Annotated in this window: 19 protein-coding genes and 1 tRNA gene; 14 read left to right on the top strand and 6 right to left on the bottom strand. The window is 67.1% G+C overall.

The annotated features are described in order from the left end of the window. Window positions 1–35: 35 nt before the first annotated feature. The 3 genes from AAD027_RS06030 to AAD027_RS06020 all read right to left on the bottom strand — a co-directional run bounded on the left by AAD027_RS06030 (window position 36) and on the right by AAD027_RS06020 (window position 2,638). Window positions 36–887 carry a sulfurtransferase gene (locus AAD027_RS06030; protein ID WP_341725112.1) on the bottom strand — a complete coding sequence of 284 codons (852 nt, stop codon included), beginning with the start codon at window positions 885–887 and terminating at the stop codon, window positions 36–38. Then, entirely contained in the window at window positions 884–1,687 is an 804-nt protein-coding gene (locus AAD027_RS06025) for a CoA pyrophosphatase (RefSeq protein ID WP_341725111.1), read from the bottom strand. The genes AAD027_RS06030 and AAD027_RS06025 overlap by 4 nt, the downstream gene beginning before the upstream one ends. 249 nt (window positions 1,688–1,936) lie before the next feature. Continuing rightward, window positions 1,937–2,638 carry an FKBP-type peptidyl-prolyl cis-trans isomerase N-terminal domain-containing protein gene (locus AAD027_RS06020; protein ID WP_341725110.1) on the bottom strand — a complete coding sequence of 234 codons (702 nt, stop codon included), beginning with the start codon at window positions 2,636–2,638 and terminating at the stop codon, window positions 1,937–1,939. Between the two features lie 167 nt (window positions 2,639–2,805). Between AAD027_RS06020 and AAD027_RS06015 the strand changes: the two genes are divergently transcribed. From AAD027_RS06015 to nth, 3 genes are read left to right on the top strand one after another with little or no spacing between them, the layout of a single operon-like run. Next, window positions 2,806–3,588 (top strand): enoyl-CoA hydratase/isomerase family protein, encoded by a 783-nt coding sequence (locus tag AAD027_RS06015; protein WP_341725109.1) that lies wholly within the window; start codon window positions 2,806–2,808, stop codon window positions 3,586–3,588. A gap of 24 nt (window positions 3,589–3,612) precedes the next feature. Then, window positions 3,613–3,984, top strand: a complete 372-nt coding sequence (locus AAD027_RS06010) for a hypothetical protein (RefSeq protein ID WP_341725108.1) — start codon at window positions 3,613–3,615, stop codon at window positions 3,982–3,984. Continuing rightward, window positions 3,981–4,643, top strand: a complete 663-nt coding sequence (gene nth / locus AAD027_RS06005) for an endonuclease III (protein WP_341725107.1) — start codon at window positions 3,981–3,983, stop codon at window positions 4,641–4,643. The genes AAD027_RS06010 and nth overlap by 4 nt, the downstream gene beginning before the upstream one ends. 286 nt (window positions 4,644–4,929) lie before the next feature. On the opposite strand, the gene AAD027_RS06000 is transcribed toward nth, so the two are convergent. Further along, window positions 4,930–6,228: an OprO/OprP family phosphate-selective porin gene (locus AAD027_RS06000; RefSeq protein ID WP_341725106.1), complete on the bottom strand. Its 1,299-nt coding sequence runs from the start codon at window positions 6,226–6,228 to the stop codon at window positions 4,930–4,932. Window positions 6,229–6,835: 607 nt separating this feature from the next. Here AAD027_RS06000 and pstS (AAD027_RS05995) point away from each other — a divergent pair. The 10 genes from pstS (AAD027_RS05995) to rnt all read left to right on the top strand — a co-directional run bounded on the left by pstS (AAD027_RS05995) (window position 6,836) and on the right by rnt (window position 16,015). Further along, a complete protein-coding gene (gene pstS / locus AAD027_RS05995) occupies window positions 6,836–7,849 on the top strand; it encodes a phosphate ABC transporter substrate-binding protein PstS (protein ID WP_341725105.1) in 1,014 nt (337 codons plus the stop codon). A 333-nt stretch (window positions 7,850–8,182) separates the two neighbouring features. Continuing rightward, window positions 8,183–9,283 carry a phosphate ABC transporter substrate-binding protein PstS gene (pstS, locus tag AAD027_RS05990; RefSeq protein WP_341725104.1) on the top strand — a complete coding sequence of 367 codons (1,101 nt, stop codon included), beginning with the start codon at window positions 8,183–8,185 and terminating at the stop codon, window positions 9,281–9,283. 120 nt (window positions 9,284–9,403) lie between these two features. Next, window positions 9,404–10,375, top strand: coding sequence for a phosphate ABC transporter permease subunit PstC (pstC, locus tag AAD027_RS05985; protein ID WP_341725103.1), 972 nt, complete (start codon window positions 9,404–9,406; stop codon window positions 10,373–10,375). Continuing rightward, entirely contained in the window at window positions 10,375–11,226 is an 852-nt protein-coding gene (gene pstA, locus AAD027_RS05980) for a phosphate ABC transporter permease PstA (RefSeq protein WP_341725102.1), read from the top strand. Before pstC ends, pstA begins: the two co-directional genes overlap by 1 nt. Continuing rightward, window positions 11,219–12,037: a phosphate ABC transporter ATP-binding protein PstB gene (gene pstB / locus AAD027_RS05975; protein ID WP_341725101.1), complete on the top strand. Its 819-nt coding sequence runs from the start codon at window positions 11,219–11,221 to the stop codon at window positions 12,035–12,037. The genes pstA and pstB overlap by 8 nt, the downstream gene beginning before the upstream one ends. A gap of 148 nt (window positions 12,038–12,185) precedes the next feature. Then, window positions 12,186–12,896: a phosphate signaling complex protein PhoU gene (gene phoU / locus AAD027_RS05970; RefSeq protein ID WP_341725100.1), complete on the top strand. Its 711-nt coding sequence runs from the start codon at window positions 12,186–12,188 to the stop codon at window positions 12,894–12,896. 155 nt (window positions 12,897–13,051) lie between these two features. Continuing rightward, a complete protein-coding gene (locus AAD027_RS05965) occupies window positions 13,052–13,435 on the top strand; it encodes an HvfA family oxazolone/thioamide-modified RiPP metallophore (protein WP_341725099.1) in 384 nt (127 codons plus the stop codon). A 150-nt stretch (window positions 13,436–13,585) separates the two neighbouring features. Then, window positions 13,586–14,440, top strand: a complete 855-nt coding sequence (locus AAD027_RS05960; protein WP_341725098.1) for an HvfB family MNIO-type RiPP peptide maturase — start codon at window positions 13,586–13,588, stop codon at window positions 14,438–14,440. After that, a complete protein-coding gene (locus tag AAD027_RS05955; protein WP_341725097.1) occupies window positions 14,433–15,185 on the top strand; it encodes an HvfC family RiPP maturation protein in 753 nt (250 codons plus the stop codon). Before AAD027_RS05960 ends, AAD027_RS05955 begins: the two co-directional genes overlap by 8 nt. 203 nt (window positions 15,186–15,388) lie before the next feature. After that, window positions 15,389–16,015 (top strand): ribonuclease T, encoded by a 627-nt coding sequence (rnt, locus tag AAD027_RS05950; RefSeq protein WP_341725096.1) that lies wholly within the window; start codon window positions 15,389–15,391, stop codon window positions 16,013–16,015. 137 nt (window positions 16,016–16,152) lie between these two features. On the opposite strand, the gene rlmB is transcribed toward rnt, so the two are convergent. Further along, window positions 16,153–16,902, bottom strand: a complete 750-nt coding sequence (gene rlmB, locus AAD027_RS05945; RefSeq protein ID WP_341725095.1) for a 23S rRNA (guanosine(2251)-2'-O)-methyltransferase RlmB — start codon at window positions 16,900–16,902, stop codon at window positions 16,153–16,155. A 95-nt stretch (window positions 16,903–16,997) separates the two neighbouring features. Beyond that, window positions 16,998–19,487: a ribonuclease R gene (gene rnr / locus AAD027_RS05940; protein WP_341725094.1), complete on the bottom strand. Its 2,490-nt coding sequence runs from the start codon at window positions 19,485–19,487 to the stop codon at window positions 16,998–17,000. 93 nt (window positions 19,488–19,580) lie between these two features. On the opposite strand from rnr, the gene AAD027_RS05935 reads away from it, so the two are divergent. Then, window positions 19,581–19,665, top strand: a tRNA-Leu gene (locus AAD027_RS05935). The last annotated feature ends 16 nt before the right edge of the window (window positions 19,666–19,681 follow it).

Below are 19,681 nucleotides of genomic sequence, written 5' to 3'. Positions count from 1 at the left end.
GATGCGCCGGATGACCATCGCGCATCGCGGTGGCCTCAGTCGCCGCGCGCGACCGGCCGCGACGGATCGCTGATCCATTCGCTCCACGAGCCCGCATACACGCGTGCGTCGTGCAGACCGGCATGTTCGAAGGCCAGCAGCAGGTGGCAGGCGGTGACGCCGGAGCCGCACATCAGCACGGTGTCGGCGGGCTGGCGATGGGCCAGCAGCGCCGACAGTTCCGTCCGCAGTTCGTCCGCGGGCTTGAAGCGCCCTTCACGCAGGTTCTGCGCATAGGGGCGATTGACCGCGCCGGGCACGTGGCCGGCCACCGGATCGATGGGCTCCACTTCGCCGCGGAAGCGCTCGCTGGCGCGCGCGTCGAACAGCCAGCCGCTGTCCTCGTCCAGGCGCGCCTGCACCTCGTCCGCATCGGCGATCAGGCGGCCATTGAAGCGGGAGGGGTAGGCGGGCGCCGCCGGCAGGCGAGGCAGTTCGGCCGTCTCCGCCAGGCCCTGCGCACGCCATGCGGCCAATCCGCCGTCCAGCACGGCGACGCGATCATGGCCCAGCAGTTTCAACATCCACCACAGGCGCGCCGCGGCCATGCTGCCATCGCCGGCGTCGTAGACCACGACCTGGTGCGCGGGCGTGATGCTCCACTCGCCCAGGCGACGGGCGAACGCGCCATCGTCGGGCAAGGGATGGCGTCCCTGCCCGGTCTTCGCCAGATCCGAAAGGTCTTCGTTGAGATCCGCGTACACGGCGCCCGGCAGGTGCGATTGCAGGTAACCGGCGCGGCCTGCCGACGGGTCCGTCAAGGCGAAGCGCGCATCGACGATGCGCAGCCGCGGGTCCGCCAGCGACGCCGCCAGTTCGTCCACGCCGACCAGCGATGTCCGGTTCATGCCAGTCCCTCCAGGCGTTGCCGCAGGTTGAACAGGATCGAGGCGGTGGCGCCCCAGATGCGCTGGCCAGGCCAGTTGTATTCCAGCACCGCGCGGCGGCGGCCACGGTAATCCACTTCCACGCGGCGCAGGTTGTCCGGCGACAGCAGGTATTCCAGCGGCACCTCGAACACGTCCGCGACTTCGTTCGGCTCCGGCGTGGGGACGTAGTCCGGATCGATCACCGCCACCACCGGCATCACGCGGAAGCCACTGACGGTGGTGAACGGGTCCAGGAACCCCAGCGGCATCACCTGCGAAGGCAGCAACGCGATCTCCTCGCGACTTTCGCGCAGCGCGGCCGCCACGGCATCGGCATCGGAAGGCTCCATGCGCCCTCCCGGAAAGCTCACCTGCCCACCATGGTGGCGCAGGCCGTCGGTACGGCGCGTCAGCAGCACCTGCGTGCCCTGCGCGCGCGGCACCAGGCCGGCCAGCACCGCGGCTTGCGCCAGCGGGCCGGGCGGCAGCAGGTCGACCAGTTCATCGTGGTTCCAGCCGGCGCCGACGGGCACGGCATCCAATGGATACAGTGCGCGGCGCAGGCGGTCGCGTTCGGGCAGGCGCAGGTCCAGCGCCTGCCGCGCGCGTTCGCGGCCCGGCAGCACGGTTTCCATCAGACGCAGGCGTTCGTCATCGTTCATCTGCGACCAGCGCGCGATTTCCGAAGTGGTGCGAAGGCAGCCCTCGCACAGCCCGTCATCGTCCAGCTTGCAGACGCCGATGCACGGGCTGAGCACGGCGCGGAATGCGGTATTCATGTTCTCGGACACCTGCGGAGGTTAGCGCAATCCCGGTGCGCCCTCCGCAAAAAGCACTGCGCCGGCTTTGGGCCGGCGCAGGGTCGTACACGTAAGACAAAAGCCAAGGCGCTGGATGACCCGCCATTCGGCGGTTGAACAGCGTCTCCCGCCTGCGCGGGGATGACGCAACGGCAAGGGCTCTGGATCCCCGCCTGCGCGGGGATGACGCAACGGCAAGGGCGGGCGCTATGCGCCCGCGCCGTTGCGTCACTTGACGCTGACGAGCTTGATTTCGAAGACCACCGCCAGGTTCGGCGGGAAACCGGTGCGTGGGTCGGCGCCGTAGGCCTGGTCCGGCGGCAGGGCGACTTCCCACTTGGAGCCGGCCGGCATCTGCAGCAGCACTTCGCGCATGGCCTGCATCTCGACGGCGCTGAGCTTCAGGTCGTTCATCTGCTGCGGCGGGCGCGCTTCGGCCGGCTTCTGGCCGAATGGATACGGGCCGGCCACTTCCAGCTGCACGGTGCTGGCCTGCGTGGGCTTGGCGCCGTTGCCGACTTCGATCACGCGGTACTGCACGCCGCTGGGCAGCGACTGCACGCCCTGCTTGGCCTTGTTCTGCGCCAGGAACTGATCGCTCTTGGTCTTGTTCTCGGCCGCGACCTTGTCGTACTCGGCCTTGGCCTGCTGGGCGCGGGCCTGCTCGCGCTTCTGGAAGGCTTCCAGCGCGGGCTTCAGTTGGTCGGCGGTGAGCGCCGGCTCCTTCTTGGCGAACGCATCCTGCAGGCCCTTGACCACCGAGTTGACGTCCAACTGCTCGCCGCGGGCCGTCAGTTCCGCCAGATTGTTGCCGTAGTCATAGCCGAAGTAGTAACTCAGCTTGCCCTTTTCGGACGTGGTGTCCTGGGCCAGGGCGCTACCGGCCATGGCGAATGCCGCAACAGCGACCACTAACGAACGCAACTTCATCAAAACAATCTCCGGGTGGTGGCAAGGGGCGGCGATACCGCCTGGAATGGACGCGCTAGGATAGCCGCCGGGGCGCTTAACCGCCACTGACGACGGCCCAGTGTGACCGGCCACCCCGTGAAGAGTTCCCGCTTCACTTAATATTTACATTTTCCAGCGAAGAACCCATGTCCGAATCCCCTGTCCTCGTCACCGATGCCGGCGCCGTGCGCCGCATCACCGTCAACCGCCCCGACAAGCTCAACGCCCTCGATGCCGCCACCCTCGACGCCCTGCGCGCCGCCTTCGAACAGGCCGCGCAGGACCCGGCGATCCGGGTGGTCGTGCTGACCGGAGCCGGCCCGAAGGCCTTCGTGGCCGGGGCCGACATCGCCGAAATGGCCGATCTGCGCGCCACCGAGGGCCGGGATTTCTCGCTGCGCGGCCAGAAACTGATGCGCACCATCGAAACCCTGCCCAAGCCGGTCATCGCGATGGTGAACGGTTTCGCCCTGGGCGGCGGGCTGGAACTGGCGATGGGCTGCCACCTGCGGATCGCCGCCGACACCGCCAAGCTCGGCCAGCCGGAAATCAACCTGGGCCTGATCCCCGGCTTCGGCGGCAGCCAGCGCCTGCTGCGCCTGGCCGGCCGCGCGGCGACGCTGGAACTGTGCCTGCTGGGAACGCCGATCACCGCCGAGCGCGCCCTGCAGCTGGGCATCGTCAATCGCGTGGTGCCGGCCGCCGAACTGGAAGCCGAAACGCAGAAGCTGGCCGAGCAACTGGCCGCGTCCGCGCCGCTGGCGCTGCGCGCCACGCTGGACGTCGTCAACGTGGGCGGCGAATGCGCCATCGAGGAAGGCCTGCAGTACGAGTCGGCGCAGTTCGGCCTGATGTTCGCCACCGACGACATGCGCGAAGGCACGCGCGCGTTCCTGGAACGGCGCAAGCCGGCCTTCACCGGCCACTGAACACGGGGACCGGGTATCGCCAGCATGACGCACGCCACCTGCCCCGACTGCGAACACGCGCGCCGCCTGCATGCGCTGGTGGCCGCCGACGACCTGGATGCCGCCATCGAGGCCGGATTGATGACCTATGCGCCCTGCACCGGCTGCGACGGCATCGATCGCTCGACAGTCGACACCCTGCTGCAGGCGCAGGCGCGCCTGCGCACCGCGTGGGAGGCGCGCGAACGCCACCGCCAGCGCAACGCGCGCCTGGCACGGCGCGCCGCCGAACGCGAAGCGCGCCGCCTGGCAGCCGCGCCGCAAGCCGCCGCCGCGCAGGCGCCGGCCCTGCCCACTGCGGCGGCCGAGATCCTGGCGCGCGCCAAGGCCAGGGCGGCGGAGCGGATGAAGCGATGACCGCCACGCCCCGGCGCAGCGCCACGCTGAAGCGCGAGGAAGTGGTGGAACTGTTCTCGCGATTGCGCGAATTGAACCCGCATCCGACCACCGAACTGGAATACCGCACGCCGTTCGAGCTGCTGGTGGCGGTGACGCTGTCCGCGCAGGCCACCGACGTGGGCGTCAACAAGGCCACGCGCAGGTTGTTCCCGATCGCCAATACGCCCGCGGCGATCCTCGCGCTGGGCGAGGACGGGTTGAAGAAGTACATCGCCACCATCGGCCTGTTCAACGCCAAGGCGAAGAACGTCATCGCCACCTGCACGATCCTGCTGGAAAAATACGGCGGCGAAGTGCCGCGCTCGCGCGAGGCGCTGGAATCGCTGCCCGGCGTGGGCCGCAAGACCGCCAATGTCGTGCTCAACACCGCCTTCGGCGAACCGACCATCGCGGTGGACACGCATATCTTCCGCGTCGCCAACCGCACCGGACTGGCGCCGGGCAAAGATGTACGCACGGTGGAGGAGAAGCTGGTGAAGGTGGTGCCGGCGGAGTTCATGCAGGATGCGCATCACTGGTTGATCCTGCACGGCCGCTATGTCTGCAAGGCACGCAAGCCGGATTGCCCGCAATGCGTCATCCGCGACATCTGCCGGTTCAAGGACAAGACGGCCTGAGGCCGTCACATCCTCGACCTGCGGCACCGAGACATCCTGTAGGAGCGGCTTCAGCCGCGACCGGAAATCAGGAAAAGCCGAGGACACGGATCAACACGGATAACGCGTTTGCCTTGATCCGCCTTGATCCGCGCCAATCCGTGGCTGAAGGCTATTTCGTTTTCCGGTCGCGGCTGAAGCCGCTCCTACAGCGCACATCGAACGGAGAGCATCGCGCCCACGTTGCTCTCCAACGAAAAACCCCGGGGCATGCCCGGGGCTTTCCGTGTCGCGTGCAGTGCTGTGCTTACCAGCTGAACTGCGTGCGCAGTGCGTACTGGGCGGTCTCGTCGCCGGTGACTTCGTTGTCGCCCTTCGTGTAGTTGAACATGAAGCGCAGGTTCGGGTTGACGTAGTAGTTCATGCCGAGGATCCAGCTGGTGACTTCGCGGTTGAGCGTCTCGTTCTCGGCGTAGTCGTAGCGCGCGGTCAGCTCCCACAGGCCCTTGTCGGTGACCTTCGGCGAACCGAAGAAGCCCGTGGCCGGCTTGTAGCCCTTGTGGCCGCCGTTGAGCATGAGGCTGCCCTGCACGTAGTACGTGGTCACGTCCTGATCGCGGCCCAGCGGCTGGCCGAAGGTCGCATCGGCGTACTCGGCCTGGAAGAATGCCGGGCCGAACGAGCCGGCGGCTTCCAGTGCGTACACGCTGATGTCGTTGCGGCTGGCGCCGGTCACCGTGGCGATGGTCTGCGCCGGGCCGCGACGGCCGGCGTAGTTGAACGTGGAGGTCAGGTCGGCCGAACCGTTGTTGGCGTTCTCGTAGCTGTACCAGGCGCCGAAGTGCAGCGTGTTGTTGTCGTTGTTGATCGGCGCGTAGGTCACGCGGCCGGCGGTGCCGACGCCCTCGTTGCGTGCGCCGGCGGCGCCGCGCAGGTTGAACACGCTGAGGCCGGCGGTGTAGTTGTCGCCGGCGCGCAGGTAGCCCACGCCCTGCTGGAACTGGCGGCCGCTGAACAGGCCGGTCGCCGTGGCGAACGGACGTTCCATCATCAGGATTTCGTTCGAGCTGGTCAGTTCTTCCATCGCACGGTACGGCTTGAAGTGGCCGATGGTGAACTTGCCGCCCAGCGCGGACTTGGCGATGTAGACGTCGCGCATGCCGTCGAGGTTGGTGCCGGCGGCGAAATCCTGCTCCACCTTGTATTCCCAGCCGTAGGCCTTGCCGCTCAGGGTCAGGCGCGCACGGCGGAATTCGGTGCCGCCGGTGGTGCCGACCAGGTCGCGGTCGAACGCGTAGGTGTCGAACTGGACGCGGCCGCCGATATTGGCTTCGAACTTGCCGTCGGCCGAGGTCACCTTGATGCCGCCCTTGGTGTCGATCTTCGGCGAGCCGGTGTTGAGCTTGTCCAGTTGCTGCGCCGTGTCCACGTTGACGTCGGACTGCGCGTCGGTGCGCTCCTCCAACTCCAGCAACTTGGCCTGCATGGCTTCCAGCTGCGCCCTCAATTCGGCGATCTGCTGGTCACGGTTGTCGGCGGCGGATGCCGAAAAGCTGGTGCTGCCCATGGCGACGGCAAGCGCGGCGGCCAAGAGGGAATAACGCATGGGAGGACTCTCCAAAGGTGGACTAGAAAGATGTGCGCACGCTTTGCGGGCCTCCGACTCCCTTAGGAAATCATTAAGCGCCCGTCAAAGATGCGCTAAGGATGGGGACCAAATCTGACAGCCAGATGTGAGTTTGGTGACTGAAATATGACAATTGATATTCATCACGTTTCCACCGGCCGGCTGGATGCTGCGCCGGCAGGATTCCCGTGGCAGCCAGCTTGCCTGCGCTTGAAGTCCGCCTCATGACCGCCCCAGCCCGGCCATGCCAACGAGATGCGCCGCCCATCGAATGGCGACTCCCGCCCGTCGCCACCACAGGGTGGCGAGATGCGCGGTCATCGGCATCCATCGGCCTGGCCCGCGCCGACCCATTCCACCCCTATCTATATAAGGTAGGGAGCGATGCGGGAAACGGAGGAAGCGCACCGTGTACCCCTTCCAACAGCCGGCCTCGATGGGTGCCCCGCGCACGTGAGGCAGGCAGGCTCCCCACGTCACGCGACTGTCGCAATGCCGACACGGAGCTGTCACACAAACGTCGTGCAATGGTCAGCCAACGGGCACGCCCGTGCCGTTCCACCCTGCCTTCTCCCAGGAGATTCCCGTGTTCAACTCGTTCAAATCCCGCGTGGCGCTGCTGGCCCTCGCTTCGGCCTTCTCGGCGCAAGCCATGGCCGCCGACGTGACCGGCGCCGGTGCGTCGTTCGTGTATCCGGTGATGACCAAGTGGTCGGCGGAATACGCCAAGGCCACCAACAACCGCGTCAACTACCAGTCCATCGGTTCGGGTGGCGGTATCGCGCAGATCAAGGCCGGCACGGTGGACTTCGGCTCGTCCGACGCCCCGCTGAAACCGGAAGAACTGGCCAAGTACGGCCTGGCGCAGTTCCCGTCGGTGATCGGCGGCGTGGTGCCGGTGCTGAACGTCGCCGGCCTGCAGCCGGGCCAGCTGAAGCTGGACGGCCCGACGCTGGCGAACATCTTCCTGGGCACCATCACGACCTGGAACGACCCGGCGATCGCCGCGCTCAACCCGGGCCTGGCCCTGCCGGCGCAGCGCATCACCGTGGTGCGCCGTTCGGACAGTTCGGGCACCACCTTCAACTTCGTCAACTACCTGTCGAAGATCAGCCCGGAGTGGAAGAGCAAGGTCGGCGAAGGCACCAGCGTGCAGTGGCCGACCGGCGTGGGCGGCAAGGGCAACGAAGGCGTGGCCGCCTATGTGAAGCAGATCAAGGGCGGCATCGGCTACGTCGAACTGTCCTACGCGCTGCAGAACAAGATGGCCTACGCCAGCCTGAAGAACGCCGCCGGCAACTTCGTCGCGCCGAGCGAGGAAACCTTCGCCGCCGCCGCCGCCAGCGCCGAGTGGGGCAAGTCCCAGGACTTCTACCTGGTGATGACCAACGCCCCGGGCACCAATTCCTGGCCGATCACCGCCACCAACTTCATCCTGGTGTACAAGCAGCCGAAGAAGAACAACAAGGACGCGCGCGATTTCTTCCGCTGGGTCTACGCCAATGGCGACGAGCAGGCCAAGTCGCTGGACTACGTGCCGCTGCCGGACGCACTGGTCCGTCAGATCGAAGCCTACTGGACGCAGAACCTGAAGTACTGATCAACAACTCCCCGCCCGCGCCTCCTCTCCCGGCGCGGGCGGGGATGGCGGGCAGCTCCAACCTCCACTGGATCCAATTGCAGGCGGGCCTTCGGGCCCGCTTTTTTATGCGTATCCGAATCGGCGCAGGGCCTGCCCTTCCCCCTCCCTGTTGACCGGGAGAAGAGCCTGCCGCGTACTCGAACGGGGGGCTCCAGGCTTGCAGATACTTTTTTTGCCTACACGGCAGTCATTCCCGTCGCATGGAAGGCTGAGACCGACATGTCATCACGCCGTAACAAAAACATCATTTCATAGCATGGATCACACACGCGACGCTCCAGGAGCCTGTCCATGCCCGTCCATACGCCATACCGCCTCGCCGCCCTCGCCCTGGGCACCGCCCTGTTCGTCGCTGGCTGCGGCGGCAAGTCCGCCGATGCCCCGGCCACGGCCGGCAGCGAAGCCGCCTCGACCGCCGCCAGCGACAGCGCGGAAAGGATCACGGCCGAGATCACCGGCGCCGGCGCTTCCTTCATCTATCCGCTGATGGCCCGCTGGTCCACGGACTACAACCGGGCCACCGGCGCGAAGATCAACTACCAGTCCATCGGTTCGGGCGGCGGCATCGCCCAGATCAAGGCGGCCACGGTCGATTTCGGCTCGTCCGACAAGCCGCTGTCCTCCGAGGAACTCGCGCAGGCCGGCCTGGGCCAGTTCCCGTCGGTGATCGGCGGCGTGGTGCCGGTCATCAACGTGCCGGGCCTGCAGCCGGGCGAGCTGAAGCTCAGCGGCAGCGTGCTGGCCGACATCTTCCTGCACAAGATCACCACCTGGAACGACCCGGCCATCGCCGCGCTGAACCCCGGTGTCACCCTGCCCACGGACAAGATCAACACCGTGCATCGTTCCGACGGCTCGGGCACCACCTTCAACTTCGTCAACTACCTGTCCAAGGTCAGCCCGGACTGGAAGGACAAGGTGGGCGAAGGCACCTCGGTCAACTGGCCGGGCGGCGTGGGCGGCAAGGGCAACGAGGGCGTGGCCGCCTACGTGCGCCAGCTGAAGGGCTCGATCGGCTATGTCGAACTGGCCTACGCCGAACAGAACAACATGTCGTACGCCTCGCTGCAGAACGCGGCCGGCAACTTCGTGCAGCCCACCGCCGAAAGCTTCGCCGCCGCGGCCGCCAGCGCCGACTGGGCCAATGCCAAGGACTTCGACCTGGTCATCACCAACGCACCGGGCGAACAGGCGTGGCCGATCACCGCCACCAACTTCATCCTGGTCTACAAGCAGCCCAAGGACGCGGCGCGCGCCAAGCACACCCTGGACTTCTTCAAGTGGGCCTACGAACAGGGCCAGGCGCAGGCCAACGAACTGGACTACGTGCCGCTGCCGCCGGAACTGGTGGGCCAGATCGAGCAGTACTGGAGCACCGAAATCAAGCTCTGACGGCGCGGAACGGCGGGCCGCTCTCCGGAACGGCCCGCTGTCATCACGCGGTAACCCCCGCATCGTGCACTTGAACCTCCTGAACCACCACCCCGCCCCTTCCTCTCTCTTCCGGGTTGCATGAACGCCACCGCCCTCCCCGCCTCCCTGTCGGACGTGCGCACCACGCGTGACGCGCGCTCCGACAAGCTGTTCCGCTGGACAATGACCGGTGCCGGCCTGTTCGTCCTGATTTCGTTGGTGGCCGCCGCACTGTCGATGCTGTGGGGCGGCCGCGAAGCCCTGCAGACCTTCGGCCTGGGTTTCTTCACCAGCACCGAATGGAACGTCGGCACGCGCGAGTTCGGCGCGCTGGTGCCGGTGTTCGGCACCCTGGTCAGCGCCGGCATCGCCATGCTGATCGCGGTGCCGGTGAGCTTCGGCATCGCCGTGTTCCTGACCGAGGTGGCGCCGGGCTGGATGCGCGGCCCGGTCGGCATGGCCATCGAGCTGCTGGCCGGCATTCCCTCGATCATCTACGGCATGTGGGGCCTGTTCGTACTGGCGCCGCAGTTGAGCGAACACGTCTATCCGTGGGTCAACGACAACCTGGGCCAGCTGCCGCTGATCGGCAGGGTGCTGTCCGGCCCGCCGCTGGGCATCGGCATGATGACCGCCGGCCTGGTGCTGGCGATCATGGTGATCCCGTTCGTTTCGTCGGTGATGCGCGAGGTGTTCCTGACCGTGCCGGGCCGGTTGAAGGAATCGGCCTACGCGCTGGGTTCCACCAAGTGGGAAGTGGTGTGGGACGTGGTGCTGCCCTATACGCGCTCGGCGGTGATCGGCGGCGTGTTCCTCGGCCTGGGCCGCGCATTGGGCGAAACCATGGCGGTGACCTTCGTGATCGGCAACGCCTACACCATCAGCGCGGCGCTGCTGGAACCGGGCACCTCCATCGCGGCCACCATCGCCAACGAGTTCGCCGAAGCCACCGATCCGCTGCACAAGGGCGCGCTGCTGCTGCTGGGCTTCACCCTGTTCGTGCTGACCTTCATCGTGCTGGCCGCCGCCCGCCTGATGCTGCGCCAGCTGGCCAAGCGGGAGGGCAACTGATGTCCACTTCCCTGTACACGTGGCGCAAGGTCAAGAACGCCGTCGCGCTGACGCTGTCCATCGCCGCGGCCATCTTCGGCCTGATGTGGCTGGTCTGGATCCTGTGGACCACGATCACCAAGGGCATGAGCAGCCTGAACCTGGACCTGTTCACCCAGATGACGCCGCCGCCGAACGAACCGGGCGGCCTGGCCAATGCCTTGTTCGGCAGCGTGGTGATCAGCCTGCTGGCGATCCTGCTGGGCACGCCTATCGGCATCGCCGCCGGCACGTACCTGGCCGAGTACGCCAACAAGCACTGGCTGGGCGAAACGGTCCGCTTCGTCAACGACATCCTGCTGTCGGCGCCGTCCATCGTGCTGGGCCTGTTCATCTACACCGTGATGGTGGCGCAGATGGGCCACTACTCGGCATGGGCGGGCGCGGTGGCGCTGGCCTTCATCGCCCTGCCGGTGATCGTGCGCACCACCGACGAGATGCTGCGGTTGGTGCCGCAGCAGATGCGCGAGGCCGCGCTGTCGCTGGGCGTGCCGCAATGGAAGGTGATCACCCAGGTGCTGATGCGCTCGGCGTTGCCGGGCATCGTCACCGGCATCCTGCTGGCGCTGGCGCGCATCAGCGGCGAAACCGCGCCGTTGCTGTTCACCGCGTTCAACAACCAGTTCTGGAGCACGAACCTCAACCAGTCCATGGCCAACCTGCCCATGGTGATCTTCCAATACGCGATGAGCCCCTACGACTCCTGGAACTCGCTGGCCTGGGCCGGCGCCTTCCTGGTGACGGCACTGGTGCTGATCCTGAGCCTGATCGCGCGAACCATCCTTCTTCGAAACAAGGTGACCCATGAATGACGCGGCCCGAATCTCGGTCGTTGCCACCCAGCGCAATGATGAACACGCCGCGCCGGCGAAAGTGAAGCTGGCCGCGAAGGACCTGGATTTCTACTACGGCGACTACCATGCGCTGAAGAACATCAACCTGGAGATCCCCGAGAAGCGCGTGACCGCGCTGATCGGCCCGTCCGGTTGCGGCAAGTCCACGCTGCTGCGCGTCTTCAACCGCATCTACTCGCTTTACCCCAAGCTGCACGCCAAGGGACAGGTGCTGCTGGACGGCGAGAACATCCTGGACAGCAAGTACCCGATGAACCGCCTGCGCAGCAAGGTGGGCATGGTGTTCCAGAAGCCGGTGCCGTTCCCGATGACCATCTACGAGAACGTCGCCTACGGCATCCGCCACCACGAGCGCCTGAGCAAGGCGGACACGGACAACCGCGTGGAGCAGGCGCTGCGCCAGGCCGCGCTGTGGGACGAAGCCAAGGACAAGCTGAAGCAGAGCGCGCTGGGCCTGTCCGGCGGCCAGCAGCAGCGCCTGTGCATCGCGCGCGCGGTGGCGCTGCGCCCGGACGTGATCCTGCTGGACGAACCGACCTCGGCGCTGGACCCCATCTCGACCAGCAAGATCGAACAGTTGATCGAGGAGCTGAAGCACGAGTACACCATCGCCATCGTCACCCACAACATGCAGCAGGCCGCGCGCGTCTCGGACTTCACTGCCTTCATGTACCTGGGCGAACTGATCGAGCACGACGTCACCGCGACGATCTTCTCCAAACCCAACAAGCAGCAGACCGAAGACTACATCACAGGACGTTTCGGGTGAGGCAGGCTGCTTGCGCGGCACTGCCGCGCGGCCTGCCGAACGCCCGGCCACGGATGGCCGGGCCGGGGCATCCGGCGATCGTATTGTCGCGCCAGGGATGGCAGCCTCGAAGCCATCCGAATTCCACCGCTTTCCAGGACCGATTCCCATGAACACCCAACCACATGAGCACATCGTGAAGAGCTACGACGAAGAACAGCGCCGCATCATGGGCGAGATCGTGCGCATGGGCGAGACCGCCGTGGCGCAGTTGGAAGCGGCTCTGGACGTGGTGGAACGCCGCGACGACAAGGCCGCCCAGCGCATCATCGCCAACGACGAGGCCATCGACGCCATCGAGCACCAGGTCAGCCACGACGTGATGCACCTGGCGCTGCGCGGCCCGATGGCGCGCGACCTGCGCGAGATCCTCGCCGGCCTGCGCATTCCCTCCGACATCGAGCGCATCGGCGACTACGCCGCCAACGTGGCCAAGCGTTCCATCGCCCTGAACGTCTCGCCGCCCATGCCGCATATCACCGGGCTGCGCGCGCTGGGCAAGCTGGCCGTGCGCCAGGTCCGCGACGCGCTGACCGCCTACCAGAACGGCGACGCCGAGTCCGCCGTGCAGGTGCGCGAGCGCGACGCCGAACTGGACGCGCACTACACCGCGCTGTTCCGCGAACTGCTGACCTACATGATGGAAGACCCGCGCAACATCACGCCGTGCACGCACCTGCTGTTCATGGCCAAGAACCTGGAACGCATCGGCGACCACGCCACCAACATCGCCGAGAACGTCTGGTTCCTGGTCCACGGCGACCAGCCGCTGCCCCCGCGCGACAAGCGCGACGAGACCAATACCACCGGCTCCGTCTGAAACATCATCCCGCACCGCAACATGGAACGCCCCGCCGGCCCACCGGCGGGGCGTTCCTGTTTCGCAACCCGTGCATACGAACGGCTAACGACTTCCGACTACACTGGCGCCACTTTTCCCGTGCGGGCTTCCGCACTTCCACTGGAGAAACCACGATGTCCAAGACGCCCACCAAGCCCGCCGCCATCGCCATCGCCCTGGCCGGCGGCATCGCCCTGGCCGGCTCCGCGTTCGCCATGCAGCCGATGGCGCAGGGTTACCTGCTGTCCGCGGACGAGGCCGCCAAGGCGGGCGAAGGCAAGTGTGGTGAAGGCAAATGCGGCTTGGCCAAGGCCGATACCGACAAGGACGGCAAGATCTCGCAGGCCGAGTTCGCCGCCGCCCACCCCGAGCAGGCCGCCAAATTCGCCGACATCGACACCAACCAGGACGGCTTCATCGATGCCGACGAGCACAAGGCCCACAGCGACGCCAAGGGCGGCGAGGGCAAGTGTGGAGAAGGCAAATGCGGCGAGGGCAAGTGCGGCGGTTCGATCTGATCCCTGCATGCCGGTGATCCGTCTCCCTCTCCCCGCTGAGGAGGGAGGGGCCGGGTCCCGGGTTTCTGGTTCCTGGTTCTGGGTTCTTGGTAAAAGTGGGTCCAGGAACCAGGAACCGAGAACCAGAAACCACCTGCCGCACACACCGCCATGACCGCCCTCCCGCTGCCCCACGCCTCCGCCGGCCTCGGCCTGCGACGCGGCCTGCTGGACGATCTGCTGGCCGCGCCGGCGGGCGCGTTCGATTTTCTCGAATGCGCGCCGGACAACTGGATCGGCGTGGGCGGGCGTTACGGCGAGGCGCTGGCGACGCTTTCCAGCCGCCATCCACTGACCTGCCATGGCCTGTCGCTGTCGCTGGGCGGCGTGGCGCCGCTGGACGATACCTTCCTGGCCCGCACGCGCCGCTTCCTGGACCAGCACGACGTCGGCCTGTACAGCGAACACCTGAGCTACTGCGCCGACGACGGCCACCTGTACGACCTGATGCCGATCCCGTTCACCGAGGAAGCCGTGCGCCACGTCGCCGCGCGCATCCGCCAGACGCAGGACACGCTGGGCCGGCGCATCGCGGTGGAAAACGTGTCCTACTATGCCGCGCCCTACCAGGCGATGGACGAAGCGGACTTCGTCAACGCGGTGCTGGCCGAAGCCGACTGCGACCTGTTGCTGGACGTCAACAACATCCACGTCAACGCGATCAACCACGGTTACGACGCGCGCGCATTCCTCGCCCGCATGCCGTCCTCGCGCATCGTCTCGTACCACATCGCCGGCCACTACGACGAAGCCGACGATCTCAAGGTGGACACCCACGGCGCGCCGGTGAAGGACGACGTCTGGGCCCTGCTCGAGGCCGCCTATCGCCAGCACGGCGTGCGCCCGACGCTGCTGGAGCGCGACTTCAACTTCCCGCCCATCGCCGAACTGCTGGACGAAGTGCGGCGCATCCGCCTCGCCCAGCAAGCGACCGCCACCGCCACGCCGAAGACCCGGCATGGCTGACACGCTGCGCGAGCAACAGTTCGCGCTGTCGCGCCACCTGCGCGACCCGCAGGCGAATCCGCCACCGCCCGGCATCGAGGACCGCCGGCTGGCGATCTACCGCGACCTGTTCTACAACAACATCGAAGGCCTGCTGGCCGGAAACTTCCCGGTCATCCGCAAGACGCTGGGCGATGAACGCTGGCACGCGCTGGTGCGCCGCTTCTATGCCGACCATCGCAGCCGCACGCCGCTGTTCCCGGAACTGGCGCGCGAATTCATCCGTTACCTGGAGGCGCGTGCCGGATCGGCGGGCGACCTGCCCGCCTGGCTGATGGAACTGGCCCACTACGAATGGGTGGAACTGGCGCTGCAGATCGCCGACGATGCCGTACCCACGCACGACCCTAATGGCGATCTTCTCGCAGGCATACCGGTGCTGTCGCCGTTCGCGTGGGCGCTGGCCTACCAATGGCCGGTCCACCGGATCGGCCCCGGCTTCCAGCCTACCGCGCCGCCGCCCGCGCCCACGCTGGTACTGGTCCGTCGCGACGCCACGCAGCAGGTGCGCTTCGCGGAAATATCGCCGCTGGTCTACCGGCTGGTGGAACGGCTGGGCCAGGGCGGCGCCACCGGCGAAGCGACCTTGCGCGCGCTGGCCGCCGAAGCGGGCACGGAAGACGTCGCGGACTTCCTCGTCCACGGCACCGCCATGCTGGAGCGCATGCGCGAGGAAGGCACCGTGCTGGGTACCCGCCCTGCCTGAACCCACCCATGTGGGAGCAACGTCAGTCGCGACAGGGAACCCGTCACGGCAAAAAGTCGTTCACCACCCAGGCGCGCTGCGACGCGTTCGTCATCGTGCACCACCAACGGCTATCGCGACTTAAGTGCTCCCACAAGAATCTGGCGGCCTTCGTTCGGCCGCCAGCCGGGGAAGGACCTGCGGCCTCTGCTACGCTGTCGCGCATGGAAAACGCCACCGAACCGTCCCGCACCACTCCGATGGCCCAGCGCTTCCGCGGCTACCTGCCCGTGGTGGTGGACGTGGAGACCGGCGGCTTCGACTGGAACCGGCATGCCCTGCTGGAACTGGCCGCGGTGCCGCTGGAACTGGACGAGAACGGCCTGCTGGTCTTGGGCACCACCTCCAGCGTGCACCTGCACCCGGCGCCCGGCACCGAGATCGATCCCAAATCGCTGGAGATCACCGGCATCGACCTGGACCATCCGTTCCGTTTCGCCAAGCACGAGAAGGACGCGCTGGACCACGTGTTCGCCCCGGTCCGCGCGGCGGTGAAGAAGCACGGCTGCCAGCGCGCGATCCTGGTCGGCCATAACGCGCACTTCGATCTCAACTTCCTCAACGCCGCAGTCGCGCGCGTGGCGCACAAGCGCAACCCGTTCCACCCCTTCAGCGTGTTCGACACGGTCACGCTGGCCGGCGTGGCCTACGGCCAGACCGTATTGGCGCGTGCCGTGCAAGCGGCGGGTTTCGAGTGGAATTCCGACGACGCGCACTCGGCCGTCTACGACGCCGAGCAGACCGCGCGGCTGTTCTGCAAGATCGTCAATGCGTGGCCCAGGCCGCTATGAACGCGTCCCGTAGCGAAGAGACGGTGACGCCTTAGCGGCAATCATCGCCTGCATGCGGCAGGATCGACGACGCCAGCCGCCAGGCACGTGCACGCAGGGAACGAATCGGACCTGCATGCCCGCCCAGCATGCGGACGCTACCCCGCGGTACGCTGGCGCACCGCTTCGAACAGCGTGATGCCGGTGGCGACCGAGACGTTGAGGCTCTCGATGTCACCCGGCATCGGGATCTTCACCAGTCCGTCGCAATGCTCGCGGGTCAGCCGGCGCATGCCGTCGCCTTCGCCGCCCAGCACCAGCGCCACGTTGCCGCGCAGGTCGGTGGCGTACAGCGAGGCCTCGGCTTCGCCCGCCAGGCCGTAGATCCACACACCCAGCTGTTGCAGGTCGCGCAGGCAGCGCGACAGGTTGGTCACCGCGAACACCGGGATGCGGTCGGCCGCGCCGGCCGAGGTCTTGCGCACGGTGGCGTTGATGCCGACCGACTTGTCCTTGGGGAACACCACCGCGGTGACGCCGGCCGCCGCCGCGCTGCGCAGGCAGGCGCCCAGGTTGTGCGGGTCCTGCACACCGTCCAGCACCAGCACCAGCGCCTTGCCTTCGGCGGCTTCCACCAGCGCCGGCAGCTCGCCCTCGTCCCAGGTCTTCGCCGCCGCATAGCGCGCGGCCACGCCCTGATGTCGCAACGAACCGGCCACGCCGCTCAACGCCTGCGCGGTGACGCGACGCACCTCGATGTCCTTGCGACGGGCATTCTCTTCGATCTCGGTCAGGCGGGGATTCTTGCTGCCGCCTTCGACCAGGACTTCGCGCACGTTCCCGGCATCGTTCTCGATGGCCGAAGCCACCGCGTTGACGCCGACGATCCACTGGTTCTGTTTGCTCATCTGTCGCTGCAACAATGGTAGGGGCGCCCCAGGGCGCGATTGGGCGTGCAGGAAAAGCATCGCGGCCATAGGCCGCTCCCACAGGCTTTCTTCGATCAGTAGTTCTTTTTCCTGCGCTTGGCAGGCTGTCCGCGGGGCGGCGGCGGTGCCGCGCCACTATCCTTGTCGTCGACCAGGCGGAAGTCGATCTTGCGTTCCTCCAGGCTGGCCTTCAGCACGACGATCCGCACGCGGTCGCCCAGCCGGAACGCCATGCCGCGGCGTTCGCCGGCCAGAGTCTTGCGGATGGGGTCGAAATGGTAATAGTCGTGCGGCAGCTGGGTCACGTGGACCAGCCCGTTGACCTTGGATTCGTCCAGCTCGACGAACAGGCCGAAGCTGGTGACGCCGCTGATGACGCCGTCGAACTGCCCGCCGACGTGCTGTTCCATCCAGGCCGCGCGGTAGCGCTCGTCCACCTCGCGCTCGGCCTCGTCGGCGCGGCGCGAACGTTCGGAACATTGCAGCGACAATGCCGCCATCTCGCGCGCCGAATACAGGAACTTGTCGGGCTTGCCTTTCGTCAGCGCGTACTTGATCGCCCGGTGCACCAGCAGGTCGGGATAGCGCCGGATCGGCGAGGTGAAATGCGCGTACGCCGCCAGCGCCAGCCCGAAGTGGCCCGCGTTGTCCGGCGTGTACACGGCCAGGCTCTGGCTGCGCAGCACCACCGATTCCAGCAACGCCACGTCGGGGCGTTCGCGGACCTTCTTCAGCAGCTGGGTGAAATCGCGCGGCTGCACCTTGGCCCACGCCGGCATGCTGAGCTTGAATTCCTTCAGGAACTCCAGCAGGTCGGCGTACTTGGATTCCGGCGGCTTGTCGTGGACGCGGTACGGCGCGGGAATGTGCGCGCCGAGCAGGTACTTGGCCGCTTCCACGTTGGCCGCGATCATGCATTCCTCGATCAGCTTGTGCGCGTCGTTACGCTGCAGCATGCCGGCCTGGGTGACCTCGCCGCGGTTGTCCAGCACGAAGCGCACTTCCGAGGTTTCGAACTCGATCGCCCCGCGCTTCTCGCGCGCCTTGGCCAGCAGGTGGTACAGCTCGTACAGGCGTTCGACCTGCGGCAACAGCTTGCCGATGGCGCCGCGCGCGTCGGCATCGTTCTCGCCGACCGCGCTCCACACCTGGTCGTAGGTCAGGCGCGCGTGCGAGCGCATCACCGCCTCGTAGAACTTCGACTGGGTGACCTCACCCTCGCTGTTGACCTGCATGTCGCAGACGAAGCACATGCGGTCCACGTTCGGATTCAGCGAGCAGATGCCGTTGGACAGCGTCTCGGGCAGCATCGGCACGACGAAGCCGGGGAAATACACCGAGGTGGCGCGCTTCTGCGCCTCGTCGTCCAGCGGCGTGCCCGGCTTGACGTAATGCGACACGTCGGCGATGGCCACCACCAGCCGGTAGCCCTGGCGGTTCTTCACCCGGAAACCCTGGCGGTTGCTTTCGCAATACACCGCGTCGTCGAAATCCTTGGCGTCGGCGCCGTCGATGGTGACCAGCGGCATGTCGCGCAGGTCCACGCGCCCGCCGATCATCTTCTCCTCGACCACCAGCGGCACCGCCGCGGCCTGGTCCAATACTTCCTGCGGGAACTCGTGCGGGATCTCGTGCCCATGGATGGCCGCTTCGACCACCAGCGAGGGCGTCAGCTTGTCGCCCAGCACCGCGATGATGCGGCCGATCGGCGGGCGGCGCGTGTCCGGCGCCATGGTCAGCTCGCAGACCACCAGTTGGCCGTCGCGGGCGCCACCGGTGGCGTCGGGCGGGATCTGCACGTTGCGCTGCACGCGCTTGTCGTCGGGCACCAGGTAGGCGATCCCGCCTTCCATGCTGAAACGGCCGATCAATCGGCTGAGACCGCGCTCCAGCACCCGCGCGATGCTGCCTTCGCGGCGGCCGCGGCGGTCGATGCCGGTGACGTTGGCCAGGGCACGATCGCCGTGCATGACCTTGCGCATTTCGTACGGCGGCAGGAACAGGTCGTCGCCGCCCGCCTCCGGGCGCAGGAAGCCGAAGCCGTCCGGGTTGGCGATCACCACGCCGGCGATCAGGTCGGTCTGCTCCACCGGCGCGTAACCGCCGCGGCGGTTCTGCACTAGTTGGCCGTCGCGCACCATCGCGCCGAGCCGCTTGCCGAGCGCCTCGAAGCGGTCGGGCGCGTCCAGGCCCAGCGGAGCGGCGATGTCTTCGGCCGTCTGCGGGCCATTGGCCGACTCCAGCAGCGCCAGGATGGCTTCGCGGCTGGCGATCGGCTGTTCGTAGCGTTGGGCTTCGCGTGCGGCATGGGGGTCGTGGTGGACGCCACCTCCACTCGCGGACGGTGCGCGCCGGGGTGCTGGACCACGCGCGGCCGGCGCGGATCGGCCGCGTGCCGGCTTGTCCGCGGGCAGGTCCGGCATCCACGGGGGCAACGACTTCTTCGCCGGCTTGCCGGACTTGGCCGCACCCGCGGGCTGGCGGCCGCGTGCCGCGTCTTCGCCGGGGTTGCGGGGCTTGCCGGCCGGCGTCTTGCCGCCGCCACTCTTGGTTTTTCTGGTCATCCGGGCATGGTACACCCCGGCTGAACAACACCGTGCGAAAACAGGCGTTGACAATCCTTTCGATACCCACCAGAATTCGCGCCCTGCACACCTGCCCAGGTGGCGGAATTGGTAGACGCACTAGTTTCAGGTACTAGCGGGTAAAACCGTGGAGGTTCGAGTCCTCTCCTGGGCACCAAGTAGGCTTCTCCGCA

Origin of the sequence: Pseudoxanthomonas putridarboris (assembly GCF_038321125.1) — a bacterium.
Lineage (GTDB): Bacteria > Pseudomonadota > Gammaproteobacteria > Xanthomonadales > Xanthomonadaceae > Pseudoxanthomonas_A > Pseudoxanthomonas_A putridarboris.
The sequence above is the reverse complement of the archived record's forward strand: the minus strand, read 5'-3'. Positions and strand labels throughout refer to the sequence as shown.